At 34.2% G+C, this 17,289-nt stretch carries 20 protein-coding genes; 11 read left to right on the plus strand and 9 right to left on the minus strand.

Going from position 1 to position 17,289, the window contains the following annotated elements:
* Positions 1-17: 17 nt before the first annotated feature.
* From RNZ46_RS01275 to RNZ46_RS01300, 6 genes are all read right to left on the minus strand, one after another.
* Complete coding sequence (locus RNZ46_RS01275) at positions 18-578, minus strand: TlpA family protein disulfide reductase (protein ID WP_316983582.1); 561 nt, start codon at positions 576-578, stop codon at positions 18-20.
* A gap of 150 nt (positions 579-728) precedes the next feature.
* Positions 729-1,160, minus strand: coding sequence for a DUF5606 family protein (locus RNZ46_RS01280; protein WP_316983583.1), 432 nt, complete (start codon positions 1,158-1,160; stop codon positions 729-731).
* Between the two features lie 58 nt (positions 1,161-1,218).
* Positions 1,219-1,809 carry a peptide deformylase gene (def, locus tag RNZ46_RS01285; protein ID WP_316983584.1) on the minus strand — a complete coding sequence of 197 codons (591 nt, stop codon included), beginning with the start codon at positions 1,807-1,809 and terminating at the stop codon, positions 1,219-1,221.
* Positions 1,810-1,923: 114 nt separating this feature from the next.
* Entirely contained in the window at positions 1,924-2,514 is a 591-nt protein-coding gene (locus RNZ46_RS01290) for a T9SS type A sorting domain-containing protein (RefSeq protein WP_316983585.1), read from the minus strand.
* A gap of 67 nt (positions 2,515-2,581) precedes the next feature.
* Positions 2,582-2,992, minus strand: a complete 411-nt coding sequence (gene ruvX / locus RNZ46_RS01295) for a Holliday junction resolvase RuvX (protein ID WP_316983586.1) — start codon at positions 2,990-2,992, stop codon at positions 2,582-2,584.
* A gap of 248 nt (positions 2,993-3,240) precedes the next feature.
* Complete coding sequence (locus RNZ46_RS01300; protein WP_316983587.1) at positions 3,241-3,549, minus strand: hypothetical protein; 309 nt, start codon at positions 3,547-3,549, stop codon at positions 3,241-3,243.
* 327 nt (positions 3,550-3,876) lie between these two features.
* Between RNZ46_RS01300 and RNZ46_RS01305 the strand changes: the two genes are divergently transcribed.
* Both RNZ46_RS01305 and RNZ46_RS01310 read left to right on the plus strand, forming a co-directional pair.
* Entirely contained in the window at positions 3,877-4,692 is an 816-nt protein-coding gene (locus tag RNZ46_RS01305; RefSeq protein WP_316983588.1) for a 2,3,4,5-tetrahydropyridine-2,6-dicarboxylate N-succinyltransferase, read from the plus strand.
* A gap of 97 nt (positions 4,693-4,789) precedes the next feature.
* Complete coding sequence (locus RNZ46_RS01310) at positions 4,790-5,836, plus strand: glycosyltransferase family 9 protein (RefSeq protein ID WP_316983589.1); 1,047 nt, start codon at positions 4,790-4,792, stop codon at positions 5,834-5,836.
* A 59-nt stretch (positions 5,837-5,895) separates the two neighbouring features.
* Here RNZ46_RS01310 and RNZ46_RS01315 read toward each other — a convergent pair whose 3' ends face one another.
* On the minus strand, positions 5,896-6,939 hold the full coding sequence (locus RNZ46_RS01315; RefSeq protein WP_316983590.1) for a glycosyltransferase: 1,044 nt from the start codon (positions 6,937-6,939) through the stop codon (positions 5,896-5,898).
* Between the two features lie 60 nt (positions 6,940-6,999).
* On the opposite strand from RNZ46_RS01315, the gene glf reads away from it, so the two are divergent.
* Entirely contained in the window at positions 7,000-8,103 is a 1,104-nt protein-coding gene (gene glf / locus RNZ46_RS01320) for a UDP-galactopyranose mutase (protein WP_316983591.1), read from the plus strand.
* 15 nt (positions 8,104-8,118) lie between these two features.
* Positions 8,119-8,889, plus strand: coding sequence for a glycosyltransferase family 2 protein (locus RNZ46_RS01325; protein ID WP_316983592.1), 771 nt, complete (start codon positions 8,119-8,121; stop codon positions 8,887-8,889).
* On the opposite strand, the gene RNZ46_RS01330 is transcribed toward RNZ46_RS01325, so the two are convergent.
* On the minus strand, positions 8,867-9,628 hold the full coding sequence (locus RNZ46_RS01330; RefSeq protein ID WP_316983593.1) for a lipopolysaccharide kinase InaA family protein: 762 nt from the start codon (positions 9,626-9,628) through the stop codon (positions 8,867-8,869). The two genes, RNZ46_RS01325 and RNZ46_RS01330, sit on opposite strands and share 23 nt — an antisense overlap.
* 83 nt (positions 9,629-9,711) lie before the next feature.
* Here RNZ46_RS01330 and RNZ46_RS01335 point away from each other — a divergent pair, with 83 nt between their 5' ends.
* The 7 genes from RNZ46_RS01335 to RNZ46_RS01365 all read left to right on the plus strand — a co-directional run bounded on the left by RNZ46_RS01335 (position 9,712) and on the right by RNZ46_RS01365 (position 16,115).
* Complete coding sequence (locus RNZ46_RS01335) at positions 9,712-10,788, plus strand: glycosyltransferase family 4 protein (RefSeq protein WP_316983594.1); 1,077 nt, start codon at positions 9,712-9,714, stop codon at positions 10,786-10,788.
* Positions 10,789-10,826: 38 nt separating this feature from the next.
* Complete coding sequence (locus RNZ46_RS01340) at positions 10,827-11,498, plus strand: class I SAM-dependent methyltransferase (RefSeq protein ID WP_316983595.1); 672 nt, start codon at positions 10,827-10,829, stop codon at positions 11,496-11,498.
* Between the two features lie 11 nt (positions 11,499-11,509).
* Positions 11,510-12,070, plus strand: coding sequence for an L-threonylcarbamoyladenylate synthase (locus RNZ46_RS01345; protein WP_316983596.1), 561 nt, complete (start codon positions 11,510-11,512; stop codon positions 12,068-12,070).
* A 288-nt stretch (positions 12,071-12,358) separates the two neighbouring features.
* Positions 12,359-13,774 (plus strand): CCA tRNA nucleotidyltransferase, encoded by a 1,416-nt coding sequence (locus tag RNZ46_RS01350; RefSeq protein ID WP_316983597.1) that lies wholly within the window; start codon positions 12,359-12,361, stop codon positions 13,772-13,774.
* A gap of 2 nt (positions 13,775-13,776) precedes the next feature.
* Complete coding sequence (locus RNZ46_RS01355) at positions 13,777-14,232, plus strand: GNAT family N-acetyltransferase (RefSeq protein ID WP_316983598.1); 456 nt, start codon at positions 13,777-13,779, stop codon at positions 14,230-14,232.
* A gap of 113 nt (positions 14,233-14,345) precedes the next feature.
* Entirely contained in the window at positions 14,346-15,359 is a 1,014-nt protein-coding gene (locus RNZ46_RS01360; protein WP_316983599.1) for a COX15/CtaA family protein, read from the plus strand.
* Between the two features lie 243 nt (positions 15,360-15,602).
* On the plus strand, positions 15,603-16,115 hold the full coding sequence (locus RNZ46_RS01365) for an IS1096 element passenger TnpR family protein (protein ID WP_316983600.1): 513 nt from the start codon (positions 15,603-15,605) through the stop codon (positions 16,113-16,115).
* Here RNZ46_RS01365 and RNZ46_RS01370 read toward each other — a convergent pair.
* The gene (locus tag RNZ46_RS01370) at positions 16,112-17,176 is read right to left on the minus strand and encodes a hypothetical protein (RefSeq protein WP_316983601.1); all 1,065 of its coding nucleotides are present in this window, start codon (positions 17,174-17,176) and stop codon (positions 16,112-16,114) included. The two genes, RNZ46_RS01365 and RNZ46_RS01370, sit on opposite strands and share 4 nt — an antisense overlap.
* Between the last annotated feature and the right edge of the window lie 113 nt (positions 17,177-17,289).

The following is a 17,289-nucleotide window of genomic DNA, read 5'->3' on the forward strand; positions in this document are numbered from 1 at the left end:
GAAAATATTACGGCGTTCTATTTTTTAAGCAGTGCATCAATGGTACTTCTAACCGAGTCGCTATTCCAATTGGCAGCACCCGTTTTATCAATTACCACCTTGCCCTGTTTGTCTATTAAAAATGTTCTTGGAATGCCTCTTACATTAAAAAAATCTGATTGTGAAGCTTGATTGTAGACCTTAAAAGTATAGTTGTTTTTTTCTAAAAACGAATTTATTTTTTTGAATGATTCATCTGAAACAAATACAAAGTCAATTTTATCGTTATAGTCATCATAAAGTTTTTGCAAACTTGGCATTTCCGCAATACATGGCGGGCACCAAGTGGCCCAGAAATTAACCAAAATGACTTTTCCCTTGTTTTCTTCAAAATTAAAAATAGTTCCGTTTTCGTCTTTCAACTTCCAGTTATAATCGGCAATTTGAGATTGCTTATTATCGTCTATTATCGATGGGCTAATTAACGCTAAACCTTTTTGAATAAATACTTGTATAGGCTTTCGTGTTTGCGGAATTAACAAAAGGGCTATCATTATTAAAAAAATGATGGTGCTTTTTTTAGGCTTATTAATTTTCATGTTTGTAAATAAAAATAACACCCCAAAACTAACCAAAATAAAGCACTTAAAACACTTTTTATCTCTTTGTATATCTTAAATTACTCTTAAAAAATGGCATAAAAAAACTTCCAAAATTTGGAAGTTCCTTTTATATAAAATAATTTAAAATTATTCTTCTTCATCTTGCACTTTAGCCTCATCGTTTTTATCGACTAACAGATCTAACATATTATGCTGTTGCAATAAGTTGTACCACTGCAAAACTTTTTTTATATCACTCGCATACACTCTATCTTCATCGTAATCTGGTAATACATCAAAGAAATATTCCTCTAACTTGTCTTTACTGTCTTTTGGTTTTATGCTTGTTGGTTCGCCGTTTTCTTTTTCTTTGATCTTGGCTAGCACATCTTTTAATGGCACTTCTTCGGTTAAAGTATATATTGCAATTTCACTTAAAACGCTTACGTTTTGCTGTAAACTTACAGATATACGCTTGTTATCTATTAACGACTCTGCAACAAAACCGCCTCTAGTTTGTGCAATTAATTTGAACAAACCTGGTTTTCCCGAAATGGCTAAAACTTTATCTAAACCCATAAATTTTTATTTTTTTGAAAGTCGCAAATATCAACTGTTTAATACAATGATGCAACTATTATCGTTTCTTTTTTTGCACCGGGAAACGCATACGGTAATCGACATTAATTTTGCCTTTGGATATATTATTTAGTTTTCCTTTTATCAAGCGTTTTTTTAAGCTTGATAATTTGTCGGTAAACAAAATGCCTTCTATGTGGTCGTATTCATGCTGAATAACTCTTGCAATTAAACCATCAAATACTTCGGTGTGTTTTTTAAAGTTTTCATCAACATAGTCAACCGTAATTTTTGGCTGCCTAAACACATCTTCCCTAACATCTGGAATACTTAAACATCCTTCGTTAAATGCCCATTCGTCACCTTCTTCTTTTATAATTTTAGCATTTATAAAAACGCGTTTAAAGCCTTTAAGCGCCTTTTGTTCGTCTTCCGAAAGTTCTTCATCTTCAGAAAAAGGGGTTGTATCGACTAAAAACAAACGAATTGGTAATCCTATTTGTGGAGCAGCCAAACCAACGCCAAAAGCATTGTACATGGTTTCGAACATGTTTTCTAAAAGTGTGTCTAAATTTGGGTATGCCTCGGTAATATCGGCACATTTCTTTTTTAAAACAGCATCTCCATAGGCTACAATTGGTAAAATCATTCCGGTTTTTTTATATTTAATTTTTGCAAAAATACAATACTTACTACTTAATTGGTGGTTTTTGGGCATAAAAAAAACTCCTTAAAAAAGGAGTTTTTTTTACGGCAAATTTAATTACCTCGCTACTACAAGTTTCCGAACAGCAGTAGCTGATTTGGTTGCAATATTTAAGATATAAATACCATTTGGCAAATTAGCAATGTTAAGTTCTTTATTTTCTTGATTACTAATATTATCTTGGATTACTCTTTTTCCAGTAATATTATACACACTAATATTGGCCTTTACCGGAAAAGCAAATGATAATTTTAATGTATTATCACTTTTAAGCGGATTAGGCGACACTTCCAAACTAGTCTCAAGGATATATTTATCTACAGGCAACGTACCTCCAGAATATGAGCAATTGCTATCGAAACCAGATGTTATTGTAAAATCCTGACCAACAATAGCGGGTCCGCTTGTAAGGTTATAAACAGACGTCGTTTCAGAGCAAGAAGCAACTTCTAAAGTAAAAGTCGTAGTGCCATTAACCTCAATAGTGTTAGGTCTGTTTACACAAAAAGACGTTGCAGGTAGGTAGGATAAAAAGATTTTTGTGCCCCCAGATGAAGTTGTACCTCCACCGTTGGGACAAGGCTCTGCATAGGCTAAACTAAAGCTAAATACAGAAATTAAAAGTAAAATAAAGTAGTTTTTTTTCATAATAAAATAGGTTAGGTTTGAAAATTAAAAAAATAAAAGTAATTGTTTTCTTATGATAAAAAAAATATTATTTCGAATATAAGTAACTTTGTAAAATAAGTGTTGCGCTAATCTCGTCAACCAGAGCCTTGTTTTTGCGTTGTTGTTTTTTTAAACCACTATCAATCATGGTTTGGAAAGCCATTTTTGAGGTAAAGCGCTCATCTACCCTAACTATAGGAATATCAGGGAATTGCTTCTCAAGTTTTGCTAAAAAAGGTTGTATAAGTGTTTCGCTCTCAGAAGCTGTATTGTCCATTTGCTTGGGTTCGCCCACTACAAACAATGCAACTTTTTCTTTTTCGGTATATTCTTTTAAAAACTGAATAAGCACTTTGGTATCAACCGTGGTGAGGCCTGAAGCGATGATTTGCAGCTCGTCCGTTACCGCTATTCCGGTTCTCTTTTTACCATAGTCTATTGCTAAAATGCGTGCCATAATTCGTTTTGGGCAAAAGTAATAAAGATTTTAGTAGCATCTTTTTTGTTTCCTGTTTTATTCATTGCTTAATGATTTTATAATAATGAATTCATAAATCTTGCGATTTCAACGGGAATAACAATTTAAATGGAAATCTTGTGAATAATAATTTTCAAGAAATTACTTTTCTATAAAATAAAAAAGACCGCCTATACAGACAGTCTTTACAAAAACTTAACCTTAAATATTAATATTTGAACTTTATTTTATGCTACTTTAGCCTTATTTATTTTAGGAAATAACCACTTAATATTTTCAACCTTTCTTACTCGGTTTAAATACACTCTGATGTCGCTATAAGATCGTGCTACATTTTCTTTTACCTCAACAGTATCAGCTTTAGCTTCAGTTTTATTTACTTCATTATTATCACTTTTAACAGTCATAATAACATCTTCATTATTTTCAAAAACTGTAATCGTATTATCAGTTTCAACTTTTACCACATCGTCTTGAGCGTTTGCAAAAGAAAAAGAAAGCAATAAAATTAATAATGTGTAAATTTTTGTTTTCATTAGGTTTCATTTATTCGATGGTTCAAATATAGAAGTGCATTAAAGTTTAACCCAATAAATTAGTTATAAGACCTTAGATTCTCGATGATTAGAAAACGGTAGATTTTCACCGATTAACAGTTGAAAGACGCAATTTTACCGACTAAACACACCTACAATGTCTTTTATCGGTTAATTCGTTTATTTAAAAGTAAAAATCACCTTTATGTTTTTGAAAAATTCGTTTTTTAAAGCCGAAATTTTTACCAAATACGCAATGGATATTATAGCCGTTTCTCTCAGTTTTTAGAATGATAGACATTATCTTTGCTTAAAATATAATTACCGATGACAGAATTACAACAAACCATTGAAAACGCTTGGAACGATAGAGGTCTTTTAAAAGAAGAAGCTACAACTACTGCCATTAGAAGCGTTATTGAGTTATTAGATAAAGGCGAATTACGAGTGGCCGAACCCATTGCAAATGGGTGGCAGGTTAACGAGTGGGTTAAAAAAGCCGTGGTTTTATACTTTCCTATTCAAAAAATGGAAACCTTAGAAGCTGGTATTTTTGAATATCACGATAAAATCCCATTAAAGAAAAACTTTGCTGAACACGGAATTAGAGTCGTACCAAACGCTGTGGCACGTCACGGCGCCTACATTTCTAGCGGTACCATATTGATGCCGAGTTATGTAAATATTGGAGCTTATGTGGATGAAGGCACTATGGTTGATACTTGGGCAACCGTTGGAAGTTGTGCTCAAATTGGCAAAAATGTACACTTATCTGGTGGCGTTGGTATTGGTGGCGTTTTAGAGCCCTTACAAGCGGCACCCGTAATTATTGAAGACAATGCCTTTATTGGCAGTCGCTGTATTGTAGTTGAAGGCGTTCGCGTAGAAACCGAAGCGGTTTTGGGTGCTGGTGTGGTGTTAACCATGAGCACCAAAATTATTGATGTTACTGGCGATGAACCGGTTGAATACAAAGGAAGAGTACCTGCACGTTCAGTGGTTATTCCGGGTAGTTATGCTAAAGAATTCCCTTCGGGCAGTTATAATGTGCCTTGTGCTTTAATTATTGGTAAGCGCAAAGAGAGTACCAATAAAAAAACATCGCTTAATGACGCATTGCGTGAGCACGACGTCGCAGTATAATCGCGCTTTACTGGTCCATTTCAAAATAAAATTTAAATTCCAAATTCCAATACATATAAAATTGGAATTTGGAATTTTTTGTTTGTAATTTGGTGCAATGAAAATTTTAGTCATACAACAAAAAATGATTGGCGATGTGCTTACAAGCAGTATATTGTTTGAAGCACTCAGGCAAAAATATCCTAACGCTCAATTGGATTATTTGATTAACGAGCATACCTATCCTGTTGTAGAAAATAATCCTTTTATTAATCATTTTATCTTTTTTACCAAGGAAGCTGAAAGTAGCAAAAAAGCGCTTTTTAAGCTTGTAAAGTCAGTTAGAAAAAGAGAATATGATATTGTAATTGATGTGTATTCTAAACTTTCCAGTAATTTGATTACAGCGTTTTCTAAAGCAAAAACCAAAATTTCTTATTATAAACATTACAGTAAATTTATTTATCATCATAATATAAAAAGACAACAAAGCACGAATACAAATATAGGTTTAGCTATTAGCCACAGACTCCAACTGTTGCAACCTTTAGGCATTAAAACAGATTCAATTAAACCAAAAATATTTTTATCTGATAGCGAAATTGCGGATAGTAAACGGTTTTTAGAACATGAAAACATCAACTTAAAGCAACCATTATTTATGATTAGTGTTTTGGGTAGCGGCGAAAACAAAACCTATCCGTTTCCCTTTATGGCAAAAGTTATTGATGTTATTGCTGAAAAAACCAAAGGGCAAATCCTATTTAACTACATTCCAAAACAGGAAGCACAAGCCAAAGCGATTTTAAATTTATGCAACACCGAAACTAAAAAACATATTAAGTTTCATGTTTTCGGAAAAAGTTTACGGGAGTTTTTAGCGATAACGCAGCATTGCGATGCCGTAATCGGTAACGAAGGTGGTGCTATAAATATGGCAAAAGCCTTAAACGTTAAAACCTTTGCCATTTATTCGCCATGGATTGACAAAGCTTCGTGGAATCTTTTTGAAGATGAAAACAACGTAAGTGTTCATTTAAAAGATTACAAACCAGAATTGTACACCAAACCCGAAAAAGAATATAAAAATGAAGCTTTAGGTTTATATCAAAAATTTAAACCTGAACTGTTTTTTGATAAGCTTGAAGGTTTTTTAAGTAGTTAATATTATTATTATAAAATGCTGAAATAATCCCGATAGTCATCGAAACAGCATAACAAATGCTATTTTTTTAAAAACTCTAATGCTTTCTTTACCGCAGTTTCAACAAATTGCCCTCGCATCACTTTTTCTTGAACTTTTAAAACATTGCTTTTCATGGTTTTATAATCGGTTTCCGTTAGATTTTCTAAAATAGTGTTTAAATCCTTTAAATTGGAGACGGCAATACCCACATTGTTTTCAACAATAAAAGTAGCAATGGCGGCTTTATCCCAAACAATAACAGGTAGCCCGCACAACAAATACAATGAGGTTTTATGCGGATTGTTGTATTTTAAATATCCGCCCAAATCTCCACTACAGGCTTCGGTTGAAATACCATCCCAAACCAAACCAAAATCCGCTTCAATTTTATGGGCAATTTGATCGGACGGAAAAGCGCCTTCATAAAAAATAACAGACTTATCTTCACTTACTTTTCGTTTATTTTCATCAAAACCAACGCCATATAATTTTAAATTGTATTTACTGTTTTCTAAAATATCAAAATCGAAAATATAGGCATTTTTACCTTCGCCAAAACCACCGGCATAAGCAATGTCGTATTTGTCTTTTTTAATTATAGCTTTATTTTGAGTTGGCTTTTCCTCAGAAACATAATCAAAAATACCCAAAACAATTATTGGTATTGTTGTGCCTTGTTCTAAAAACCACTGCTTCATCGATTCGTTGTGCACAATGATAACATTGGAGCATACAATTTTAGACAGTTCCTTTTCAACATCTTTTACACGTCCCTTTAAACACCGCACGTCGTGTACAATAGTTATCATTTTACAACGCTTCAGTTTCACAAAAAACAAGATTAATTTTCTAAATTTATTATTAGGATATTGGGTGCAAATTATTGACTTAAAAGGCAATCGTAATAAGGCTATAGTAATTCCAAAAAAATTCTTAATCGTACCGATAGCCGAACTTGGGATGGACGATTGCTTAAACCCCAAATTTTTAAACCCTACGTTTTGTAATGATATTTCGCAATCGGTTTTTGCTTTTCCCGCGGCATTAAATAACGACTTATAATTTCTGGAAATGTAATACATAAAGGCTGAAAAGTTTTGTTAAGGAAATTAATATTCTAGTTTTGTTAAAAATATAAAAGTATGCAAAAGTATGATTATTTAATTGTTGGATCCGGATTATTTGGCTGCGTATTTGCTCACGAAGCCACTAAAGCAGGAAAAAAATGCTTGGTTATCGATAAAAGAAACCATGTGGGAGGCAATGTGTACTGCGAAAATGTAGATGGTATTAACGTACATAAATACGGCGCGCATATTTTCCATACCAATGATAAAGTGATTTGGGACTATGTAAACCAATTTGCTGAGTTTAATAATTATGTAAATTCTCCCGTTTCAATTTCAAAAGGAAAACTGTACAATTTGCCTTTTAATATGAATACGTTTTACCAATTATGGGGCACAAAAACACCCGATGAAGCTAAAAAAATCATAAAAAATCAGATAAAAGAACACGGTTTCGAAAATCCTAAAAACCTTGAAGAACAAGCGCTATCTTTAATTGGTAAGGACGTTTACGAAACTTTAATAAAAGAATACACCGAAAAGCAATGGGGCAAAAAAGCCACCGAGCTTCCTGCTTTTATTATTAAGCGCTTACCCGTGCGCTATACATTTAACAATAACTATTTTAACGATAAATACCAGGGTATTCCTATTGGCGGATACAATAAAATTATTGATGGTTTATTGAAAGGTATCGAAACCAAAACCAATATCGATTTTTTTGAAAACAAAGAAGAACTAAGCAAATTGGCTTCAAAAATTGTGTACACCGGAAAAATTGATGAATTCTATAATTATAAATTTGGGAATTTAGAATACCGTTCGTTACGCTTTGAAAACACCCGCTTGGAAAAAGAAAACCATCAAGGCAATGCCGTAGTAAATTATAACGATGGCAATATTCCGTACACCCGAATTATCGAGCATAAACATTTTGAGTTTGGCAAGCAAAAACACACCGTAATAACCAAGGAATTCCCCGAGCAATGGACCAAAGAAAAAGAAGCCTACTACCCTATTAACAACGACGAGAACCAAAATAAATATCAGCAATACAAAGCCTTGTCGGTACAAGAAAACAACATTATTTTTGGTGGCAGATTAGCAGAATACAAATATTACGACATGCATCAAATAATAGCTTCGGCACTGCAAAAAGCTAAAAAAGAACTGAGTTAAACTAACCTTTTTAAATTGAAGAATTCTACAAAAATATCGGCTTTACTTATCACTTATAACGAAATCAACCATATTGAAGCCGTTATAAAAAATATTAGTTTTGCTGATGAAATTGTAGTTGTCGACTCTATTAGCACTGACGGAACACTTGAAAAATTAGCCGAATTTAAAAACGTTACCACTATAAAACGCAAATTTAAAAACTTTGCAGACCAACGTAATTTCGCCTTAAAACAAGCTTCTCACGATTGGGTTTTGTTTATTGATGCCGATGAGCGGTTAACCGACAAATTAAAAACCGAAATAATTACCACAGTAAACAACCCAACCGATGTCGCGGCATTTATGGTAAAACGCTTGTATTATTTTAAGAAAAAAAGAATACGTTTTAGCGGATTTCAAACCGATACTACTTACCGCTTATTCAAAAAAAACAAGGTTAAATATATTGAAGATAAGATAGTACACGAAATGCCAGAAATTGATGGTAAAAGTGGTATTTTAAAACACAATATGTTACATTATTGCTTTGATAGTGCAGCCCATTATAAAGCGAAAATGGAGCATTACGCCAGCCTTAAAGCTTTGGAACTTTATAAAAAAGGCAAAAAACCAAACGCTTTCCATTTTATATTCAGGCCATTTTACAAGTTTGTTGTAAACTATGTTTTTAGACTCGGTTTTTTAGATGGGAAAGCAGGTTTCCAAATATGTTATTTAAGCGCGTATGGGGTTTATTATCGCTATAAAGAACTTAAAAAACTTAATGATTCTTCCAAAATTTAAGTTTCTTTTTTAGGCGTCTTTTTCGGTGGTATTTTTCTTGAAAAGCTTCGGTTTCCTGCCACATTAAATTAAAAATCGTCTCGTAATTTTCACCTGAACATTTAGCGTATTCATCACTCATCACCTCAACCATAGCTTTATGAATGGTTAATTTAGAGAAGTTTTTAATCCGCGTTTCAAAATCCAAATTCTTAAACTCCATCCGGTTTAAATCCACCAAATAAAAATCGTAACCTTTTTCGGTTTTTTTAATTAAGGTATTTCCTGGGGAATGGTCTAAAAAATGCACTCCTTTTTCATGCAAATCGAATGTAAATCGGGTAAAAGCCCTGAGAATATCATCGTAATTCGGGATGTTAAAATCGGTGGTCAGTTCCCGGTACGTGTAATCGCAATCAATCTGCTCGCTTATATAATAACTCTCTTTGAACAAAAACGGGGTTTTAAATTCGTAATAGGCAATGGGTTGCGGTGTACCAATATTCAAATCTTTTAGCCTATTGGCGTATTCGAAAGAGCGTTGCGCCTTACTTTTTCTAAAAAAACGATATGCAATTTGATTGATTAAATGTGGCACTTTAAACGATTTAACGTTAATCGTTTCATTTTCTAATTGAAATAATTTCAACGAATTCCGTTCCTGATTACCAAAATCTTCACCGAGCACATCAAAATTTTCGATAAAATTATCGAGCTCGCTTTCAAAGGGTTCGTAGGTTTTATGAAACACTTTATCCATGCCACAATATTACGATTAGTTTTTCTTTTAAAAAATCCAAAGCATTTCATATTATATTTGTTTTTCTTTGTAAAAAACACGGCATGCAGCATATTTTTTTAGAATCACACAACATAAAAAACCAACATTTTGGCTTTGGGCAGTTTAATTATCATTTAATAAAAGGCCTTTACAACGCCAATATTGAAGGCTTTAAAATCACACTGCATGCTAAAGATACCGAGGTTTTAAAGAAGGAGTTTGGCAGCTATTTTAACTACAAAAGATACTATTCCTTAAGGCGGCACAAAGCATTTAGAATTAGAAAAAAATACGATTTATGGCATTGTTTAAATCAGAATATTAAGATTGAGCCTTATCATGACCTTCCGTATTTGTTAACGGTACACGATGTTAATTTTATTGATGAAGTTTCAAACGATTTAAACCACGAAAGAAACATAAAATTTCAAAAAAAATTAAACCGAAGTACCGCGATTACGTACATTTCGGAATATGCAAAAAAATCCACCCATCAATATTTTAAAGTGCCCGATGTGCCCGAATACGTGATTTATAACGGCAACCCAATTATCGATATTCAAATACCCGAAAACCATCAACCGAAACTAACCTCTAAAAAACCGTATTTATTTAGTATTGGCGAATTTACCGAACGCAAAAATTTCCATGCATTAGTTGAAATGTTAGAATTTTTACCCAATTATAATTTAATCCTTTCGGGCAACAATAACACCGCTTACGCCAATGGTAAATTACAAGATACTATTAAGGCATTAAAGTTTGAAGACCGCGTCATCATCACCGGAAAAATATCAGAACTCGACAAACAATATTACATGCAAAATTGCGACGCGTTCGTGTTTCCGTCGTTGCGCGAAGGTTTTGGTATTCCACCCATTGAAGCTATGCGATTTGGAAAACCTGTTTTCTTATCAAACAACACGTCGTTACCTGAAATTGGCGGTGAACATGCTTTTTATTGGGATGAATATGAGCCCAATTATATGGCCGAAGTTTTAAAAGAAGGCTTAAATATTTTCAACAAAAATAAAACTGAATTATCTCAAAACTATATTAAACACGCCAAAAGTTTTAATTGGGATCATGCAGCTAAACAGTATATTGAAGTTTATAAAAGCATTATATTTAAAAAGTAAATCCTAAATTTGCTACCAAACCATTTAAAAACCCTATAATGATCGTTTACATAATTATTGCCGTTATTTTATTGGCAGTTTTGATTCACTACGGCATAAAATTAGCAAAGCACAAATCATTATATCCGTTTATGCCTTTTAAATATAATTTTAGGCGACGCCGAATCACTTTTGCGAAAACGCTTAAACTACTCGACGAAAGAAACGTTAAAACCATTGTTGAAACAGGCACCTCAAGAGAAGGTTTAAATAACACCAAAGGCGATGGTGGCGCCACCATAGTTTTTGGAAAATGGGCACAACAAAATAATGCCAAAATGCACTCGGTTGATATAAGTGAAGATTCGGTAAAGGGCTCGCAGGCCGAAGTAGATAACCAAAAATTAAACGATACGGTAACGGTACATTTAAACGATTCTTTAGCGTTTTTAAAAACCTTTAATGAACCCGTAGATTTTTTGTATTTAGATAGTTACGACTACTCAAAAACCGACAAAGACATCCAAATAAAAAGTCAGGAACATCACTTAAAAGAATTTAAAATCATTGAAGACAAATTGCATAAAAATTCCATTGTACTTATCGATGATTGCGGATTACCCGGTGGCGGAAAAGGCAAAACCGTAATAGCGTATATGCTTGAAAAAAATTGGAAAATTTTAATTGATGCTTATCAAGTTTTATTGGTAAAAAAAGAAAGCCTTTCATAATTGTTTTTTAAATGAATACCGAAATTAAAAACGCACTCGAAGTTTTAAAAAATGGCGGACTTATACTCTACCCTACCGATACCGTTTGGGGCATTGGTTGCGATGCCACTAACCCAGAAGCGGTTAAAAAAGTGTACAAACTAAAACAGCGCGAAGATAGCAAAGCCTTAATTTGTTTGGTTGCCGATGATAGAATGCTTAAAAAATATGTAAAAAAAATATCCGAAGCCGCACATAGCATCATCGATATTTCTGAAAAACCAATCACTATCATTTATGATGAGGCGCAACAATTGGCACCCAATTTAATTGCAGACGATGGTACAATTGCCATCAGAATTCCCGACGATGAATTTTGCTATCAATTATCAAGAAAACTCAACGGCGCCATAGTTTCTACTTCGGCGAATGTTAGCGGGCAACCTACCCCTAAATCATTTAAAGAAATAGTGCCTGCCATTTTAAAAGGTGTGGACTATGTTGTAAATTTGCATCACGAAAAAATCTGTGACAAACCCTCTTCAATCATTAAATTGAGTAACAGCGGAATTGTTAAGGTGATTCGGGAGTAAAAACCCAAATTTCAAGTACCAAATTCCAATCAAAACAGATTTGGAATTTATTTTTTTGGAATTTACTAAATGAACCTCTATGGATTTAAAATCCATGGTATTTAATAAAAGAATGAAATTCTTTTTGAGGGCGTGTCATTCCGACAGAGCAAAGCGACGAGGAATCTCATGGTTTTGAATTTATGATGAGATTTCTCACGGTGTTCGAAATGACAAATACCCTCAAAAGTTTACAGAAAATAAAGTAACTGCAATATTCCCGAAGTTTTGGGAGTGGCAACAAAAAAAATGAACTACAAAGAAGCATTACAACATCCCATTTTTAAAATAATATCCCAATCAGCAAAAGAGCTGCAACTCGACAGCTATGTTATTGGTGGTTTTGTACGCGATTATATTTTAAAGCGAGGCGACGCTAAAGACATAGATATTGTTGCGATTGGTAGCGGTATAGAACTCGCCAAACAAGTGGCCAAAAACTTGCCCAACAAACCCAAGGTTCAAATCTTTAAAACCTACGGTACGGCTATGCTTCGGCACGATGATATTGAAATAGAATTTGTGGGTGCCCGCAAAGAATCGTACAACGAAAATAGCCGAAATCCTATTGTGGAAAATGGCACTTTGCAAGACGACCAAAACCGTCGCGATTTTACAATTAACGCCTTGGCTCTTGATTTAAGCGAAGATAAATTTGGCGATTTACTCGATCCGTTTAACGGAATTGAAGATTTAAAAAATCAAATTATAAAAACACCTTTAAATCCTGATATTACTTATAGCGACGACCCGTTACGTATGATGCGTGCCATTCGTTTTGCTACGCAACTCGATTTTAAAATTGAAGAAGCTTCATTAACATCCATTACCAAAAACTGCGATCGGATTAAAATTATTACCAACGAACGTATTGTTGTCGAGATTCATAAAATCTTGGAAAGCAAAACACCGTCAATCGGATTTTTACTGTTGGAAAAAACGGGATTACTACAATATATTCTACCCGAACTTACAGCTTTAAAAGGAATAGACGAAATTGAAGGCCAACGCCATAAAGATAATTTTTACCACACCTTAGAAGTCGTTGACAATATTGCAAAACACACCGATAACCTTTGGTTGCGTTGGGCCGCTTTGTTGCACGATATTGGAAAGGCACCGACAAAAAAATTCAGTAAAAAAGTAGGTTGGACCTTTCACGCGCACGAGTTTGAAGGCTCGAAAATGGTATATCGCTTATTCAAAAGATTAAAAATGCCGCTGAACGACAAAATGAAATTCGTTCAAAAAATGGTGTTTATGAGCTCCCGCCCCATTGCCTTGGCGCAAGACGTAACCGATTCGGCCGTTCGCCGTTTGATTTTTGATGCTGGAGAATATATTGAAGATTTAATGACACTTTGCGAAGCGGATATTACCACAAAAAACCCTAGAAAATTCAAGAAATATCACAATAACTTTAAACTGGTTCGAGAAAAAATAACGGAAGTTGAAGCGCGCGACCATGTTCGTAATTTTCAACCACCAATTTCTGGTGAAGAAATTATGAAAGCTTTCAACTTAAAACCATCGCGCGAAATCGGCATCATAAAAGAATCCATTAAGGAAGCCATTTTAGAAGGCGACATCCCCAATGAATACGAAGCGGCATATCAGCTTATGTTAAAAGAAGGGAAACGCTTGGGCTTAAAAGCATCATCGTAAAAATGCTACACATAGTTAGGACGAATTCTGAAAATAAAGACTTCATCGGTTTAGTAAAACAACTAGATGATTACCTTACTATTGTTGATGGCGATGAGCATGCTTTTTATAACCAATACAACAACATTGATGTATTAAAACATGTTGTAATGGCCTATTCGGATAAAACCCCTGTGGGCTGCGGCGCATTTAAGACATTTGATACAAACAGTGTAGAAATCAAGCGCATGTACACAAACCCAAAATATCGGGGTCAAGGCATAGCTTCAAAAATTTTAAACGCATTAGAAATTTGGAGTCACGAATTGGGATTTAACTCCTGTGTTTTAGAAACCGGTATTCGTCAAGTGGAAGCCGTTGGGTTTTATAAAAAGAATAATTATGTTAGCATCCCAAATTTCGAACCATATAAAAATGTAGCAAACAGTTTATGCTTTAAGAAGATTCTAAAAACATAGGCTTGACAATCCTGTAGGGGTCACTGAGAAAAATAAGAGTGAAAGCAGGAATCCACTTAAAGTAATTTAGGTTTAATTAATAAGATATCTGCTTTCGCAGGAATGATAAAAAAATGAAAAAAGACAATAAAAACGTTATTTACTGGCTAATTACGGGCTGTATCCTTATTTTTATAATGGTGGTAGTTGGTGGTATCACGCGGCTTACCGATTCAGGTTTATCCATATCAAATTACAAATTGATAACTGGTACCATTCCGCCATTAAACGATACCGAATGGCAAGAAGCCTTCGAGCTGTACCAACAATACCCGGAATACCAAAAATTGCATTCGCATTTCACCATTGATGATTTCAAAAGTATATATTTCTGGGAATGGTTGCACCGTGTTATAGGCAGGCTTATTGGTTTGGTGTTTATTATTCCGTTTTTATATTTTCTTGCCACCAAACAACTCACCCAAAAAACGATTAAAAAGTGTCTCGTTTTATTATTCCTGGGAGGCTTTCAAGGGTTTTTAGGCTGGTATATGGTAAAAAGCGGATTGGTTGATAGGCCCGATGTAAGCCATTACCGTTTGGCGGCACATTTAACCACCGCGTTCCTCACTTTTGCGGCCACACTTTGGGTGGCATTGGATTTGATTTACCCAAACAAGAAACCCATAAACACCAAGTTTAGAAATCTTATCATTGGCAGTTATTTAATTCTAATAATCCAAATAATTTATGGTGCTTTTGTTGCGGGCTTAAAAGCCGGTTTACTGCATAACCACTGGCCTTTAATGAATGAAAATGAGTTTATGCATCACACGGTTTATATTCTTGAACCCTTTTATAAAAACCTTATTGAAAACCCAAGTGGCATTCAATTCATTCACCGAACTTTAGCCTACATCGTTGTTATTTGCATTGTCATATTATGGTTTAAATCACGAAAATTGACGCTCACAAATCTGCAAAAAAAGGGTATAAATGTGCTGCTGATTTTGGTTGGTTTTCAATTTTTATTAGGTGTTTTCACCATAATTTATGCCGTTCCGTTATGGTTGGGTGTGGCACATCAAATGGGAGCATTCTTCTTATTAAGCGCCATGACGTTTACCTTGCACCGATTTAGTAAATAAAGAAAACTATATTTAGATTCCCGTTTTCACGGGAATGACAAATTCAAAGGAAACCACAAGCTTTAGACTCGTGGAATTGTTTTTGAATAACCCGTAGTACATTTTGAATGGAAAAAATATCAATATGTCAATTCGAGTGATTTTGAGGCACGAAAAATTGTATCGAGAATAAGAATTTTTTCAAAATGCACAACGGTTTGAATAATACAAAAAGACTTATCTTTGCAGCAATAATTTTTCAGAATGATTTACAGATTTAGAGTAATACTTGATAATGATACCGAAGAGGATGTTTTTCGCGATTTAGAAATCCGGGAAACCGATACGCTTGAAGATTTGCACAACATCATCACGCAATCCTTTGGGTTTGATGGTTCTGAAATGGCATCGTTCTATTTAAGTAACGACCAATGGGATCAAGGTGAAGAAATCTCGTTGTTCGATTTAAGCGACGATAATTCTGCACGTTTAATGAACGAAACGGCTTTGGATACCGTAGTGCACGAAGCACAAACCAAACTCATTTACGTTTACGATTTTTTAAGCATGTGGACGTTTTATGTGGAACTCGCCGAAATTGTTGAGGAAGAGGAAGGTTTTGATTACCCCAACCTTATGTTTGTACAAGGCCAAGTACCTGAAAACGCGCCAGAAAAATTATTTGAAGCCGACGACGATGATGCCTTTAATGAATTTGAAGACGAGTTGGACATTGACGACTACGATAATTTGGATTTTGATGAAAACTGGAACTAAGATTTAAGTCTTTTAAGATTCACATCTTCATAATTTCTTACTAAAAACTCAAGTGCCGCTTTAAGAATTTGCCCCATATTATCGCAGCGCTTAAAGTTCACATCTTGTGTGTACTCAAATATTTTCATTTTAAGCAAATCTATATTGGCATCTTTGGATATGGAATCGTTTAGCATACATGCCATAAGCTCATCTATTCTGCCATGAAAACTTTTTAGCCGTTTTACAAGCGTAGAGCGTTCTTCTATTTTGTATTGGTCTATCGAGAATTTTTGGAAACTATTGGCTACCAATTCAACCATTTCAAAATTTTCCTTAAAAAACTGTGGTCTGTAAATATTAAACTTGCCTTCGTAACATTGTTGGTCAAAATCAATGGGGCGTATTTTATACACCACATGGTCAAAATCGTGGGTGGGCACAATTACGTAGTTGTAAGAGCGCATATCGCCCAAAAGCCTAATCATGCAGCGTTCGTTAAATTTTACAAACTCTTTGGCGATTTGGGATTTTTCAGATTTCGAGCATTTTGGCAACATCTTTTTTATAAACTCATCACCCGGAACACCCGCAATGTGCTCCTCGATCAGGGTATTGTTGTACACCAAAAAATTCAAATTATAAGGCGATAACATGTGCTCCAATTCCAGGCCGTAAACACGCGATGCATCTGCAGTTTTTACATAAAAATAGGTGTAATTATCATTTAAAATATTTCTGATTTTTATACGGAAGGGTTTCGAGTTTCCAAAGGTACAGTAATCAATGGCATCTACATTTAAAAACGGAATCGTGCTTTCGTTACCATCAGAATGTAAAATGGTGTATACCTTTTTTAAGGATAAATCTATCTCTTCCCGCTCGTAATCGTTATAATAAACCCGTATCCACAACGTGTCGTTATCATCTTTATCATAAACCACTACCGAACCTTGAAAGCGCAACAAATCATCATAAAAGATAGGAATTTCTATATTTCTGTTATATTCAGAAAGATAATCGTTCAACTGATCCGATATCGGGAATGATGGCTTTTTTTTAGATATTTTTAAATCTTGCATAAGTTGTAAAATTATTCAAAGTTAAAGCTTTTATTCATAATCGTGTAACAAAACAAGTTAAGCATCGTCATACTTAAATAACTAACCGTGTTGAAATTTATTCAGCATAAAAA

The sequence above is a fragment of the Hwangdonia lutea genome (assembly GCF_032814565.1).
GTDB lineage: Bacteria > Bacteroidota > Bacteroidia > Flavobacteriales > Flavobacteriaceae > Hwangdonia > Hwangdonia lutea.

Coding starts and splice junctions, on each gene's coding strand:
- RNZ46_RS01275 (WP_316983582.1), bottom strand. CDS start 578: ATGAAAATTAATAAGCCTAAAAAAAGCACCATCATTTTTTTAATAATG.
- RNZ46_RS01280 (WP_316983583.1), bottom strand. CDS start 1,160: ATGGGTTTAGATAAAGTTTTAGCCATTTCGGGAAAACCAGGTTTGTTC.
- def (WP_316983584.1), bottom strand. CDS start 1,809: ATGATTTTACCAATTGTAGCCTATGGAGATGCTGTTTTAAAAAAGAAA.
- RNZ46_RS01290 (WP_316983585.1), bottom strand. CDS start 2,514: ATGAAAAAAAACTACTTTATTTTACTTTTAATTTCTGTATTTAGCTTT.
- ruvX (WP_316983586.1), bottom strand. CDS start 2,992: ATGGCACGCATTTTAGCAATAGACTATGGTAAAAAGAGAACCGGAATA.
- RNZ46_RS01300 (WP_316983587.1), bottom strand. CDS start 3,549: ATGAAAACAAAAATTTACACATTATTAATTTTATTGCTTTCTTTTTCT.
- RNZ46_RS01305 (WP_316983588.1), top strand. CDS start 3,877: ATGACAGAATTACAACAAACCATTGAAAACGCTTGGAACGATAGAGGT.
- RNZ46_RS01310 (WP_316983589.1), top strand. CDS start 4,790: ATGAAAATTTTAGTCATACAACAAAAAATGATTGGCGATGTGCTTACA.
- RNZ46_RS01315 (WP_316983590.1), bottom strand. CDS start 6,939: ATGTATTACATTTCCAGAAATTATAAGTCGTTATTTAATGCCGCGGGA.
- glf (WP_316983591.1), top strand. CDS start 7,000: ATGCAAAAGTATGATTATTTAATTGTTGGATCCGGATTATTTGGCTGC.
- RNZ46_RS01330 (WP_316983593.1), bottom strand. CDS start 9,628: ATGGATAAAGTGTTTCATAAAACCTACGAACCCTTTGAAAGCGAGCTC.
- RNZ46_RS01335 (WP_316983594.1), top strand. CDS start 9,712: ATGCAGCATATTTTTTTAGAATCACACAACATAAAAAACCAACATTTT.
- RNZ46_RS01340 (WP_316983595.1), top strand. CDS start 10,827: ATGATCGTTTACATAATTATTGCCGTTATTTTATTGGCAGTTTTGATT.
- RNZ46_RS01345 (WP_316983596.1), top strand. CDS start 11,510: ATGAATACCGAAATTAAAAACGCACTCGAAGTTTTAAAAAATGGCGGA.
- RNZ46_RS01350 (WP_316983597.1), top strand. CDS start 12,359: ATGAACTACAAAGAAGCATTACAACATCCCATTTTTAAAATAATATCC.
- RNZ46_RS01355 (WP_316983598.1), top strand. CDS start 13,777: ATGCTACACATAGTTAGGACGAATTCTGAAAATAAAGACTTCATCGGT.
- RNZ46_RS01360 (WP_316983599.1), top strand. CDS start 14,346: ATGAAAAAAGACAATAAAAACGTTATTTACTGGCTAATTACGGGCTGT.
- RNZ46_RS01365 (WP_316983600.1), top strand. CDS start 15,603: ATGATTTACAGATTTAGAGTAATACTTGATAATGATACCGAAGAGGAT.
- RNZ46_RS01370 (WP_316983601.1), bottom strand. CDS start 17,176: ATGCAAGATTTAAAAATATCTAAAAAAAAGCCATCATTCCCGATATCG.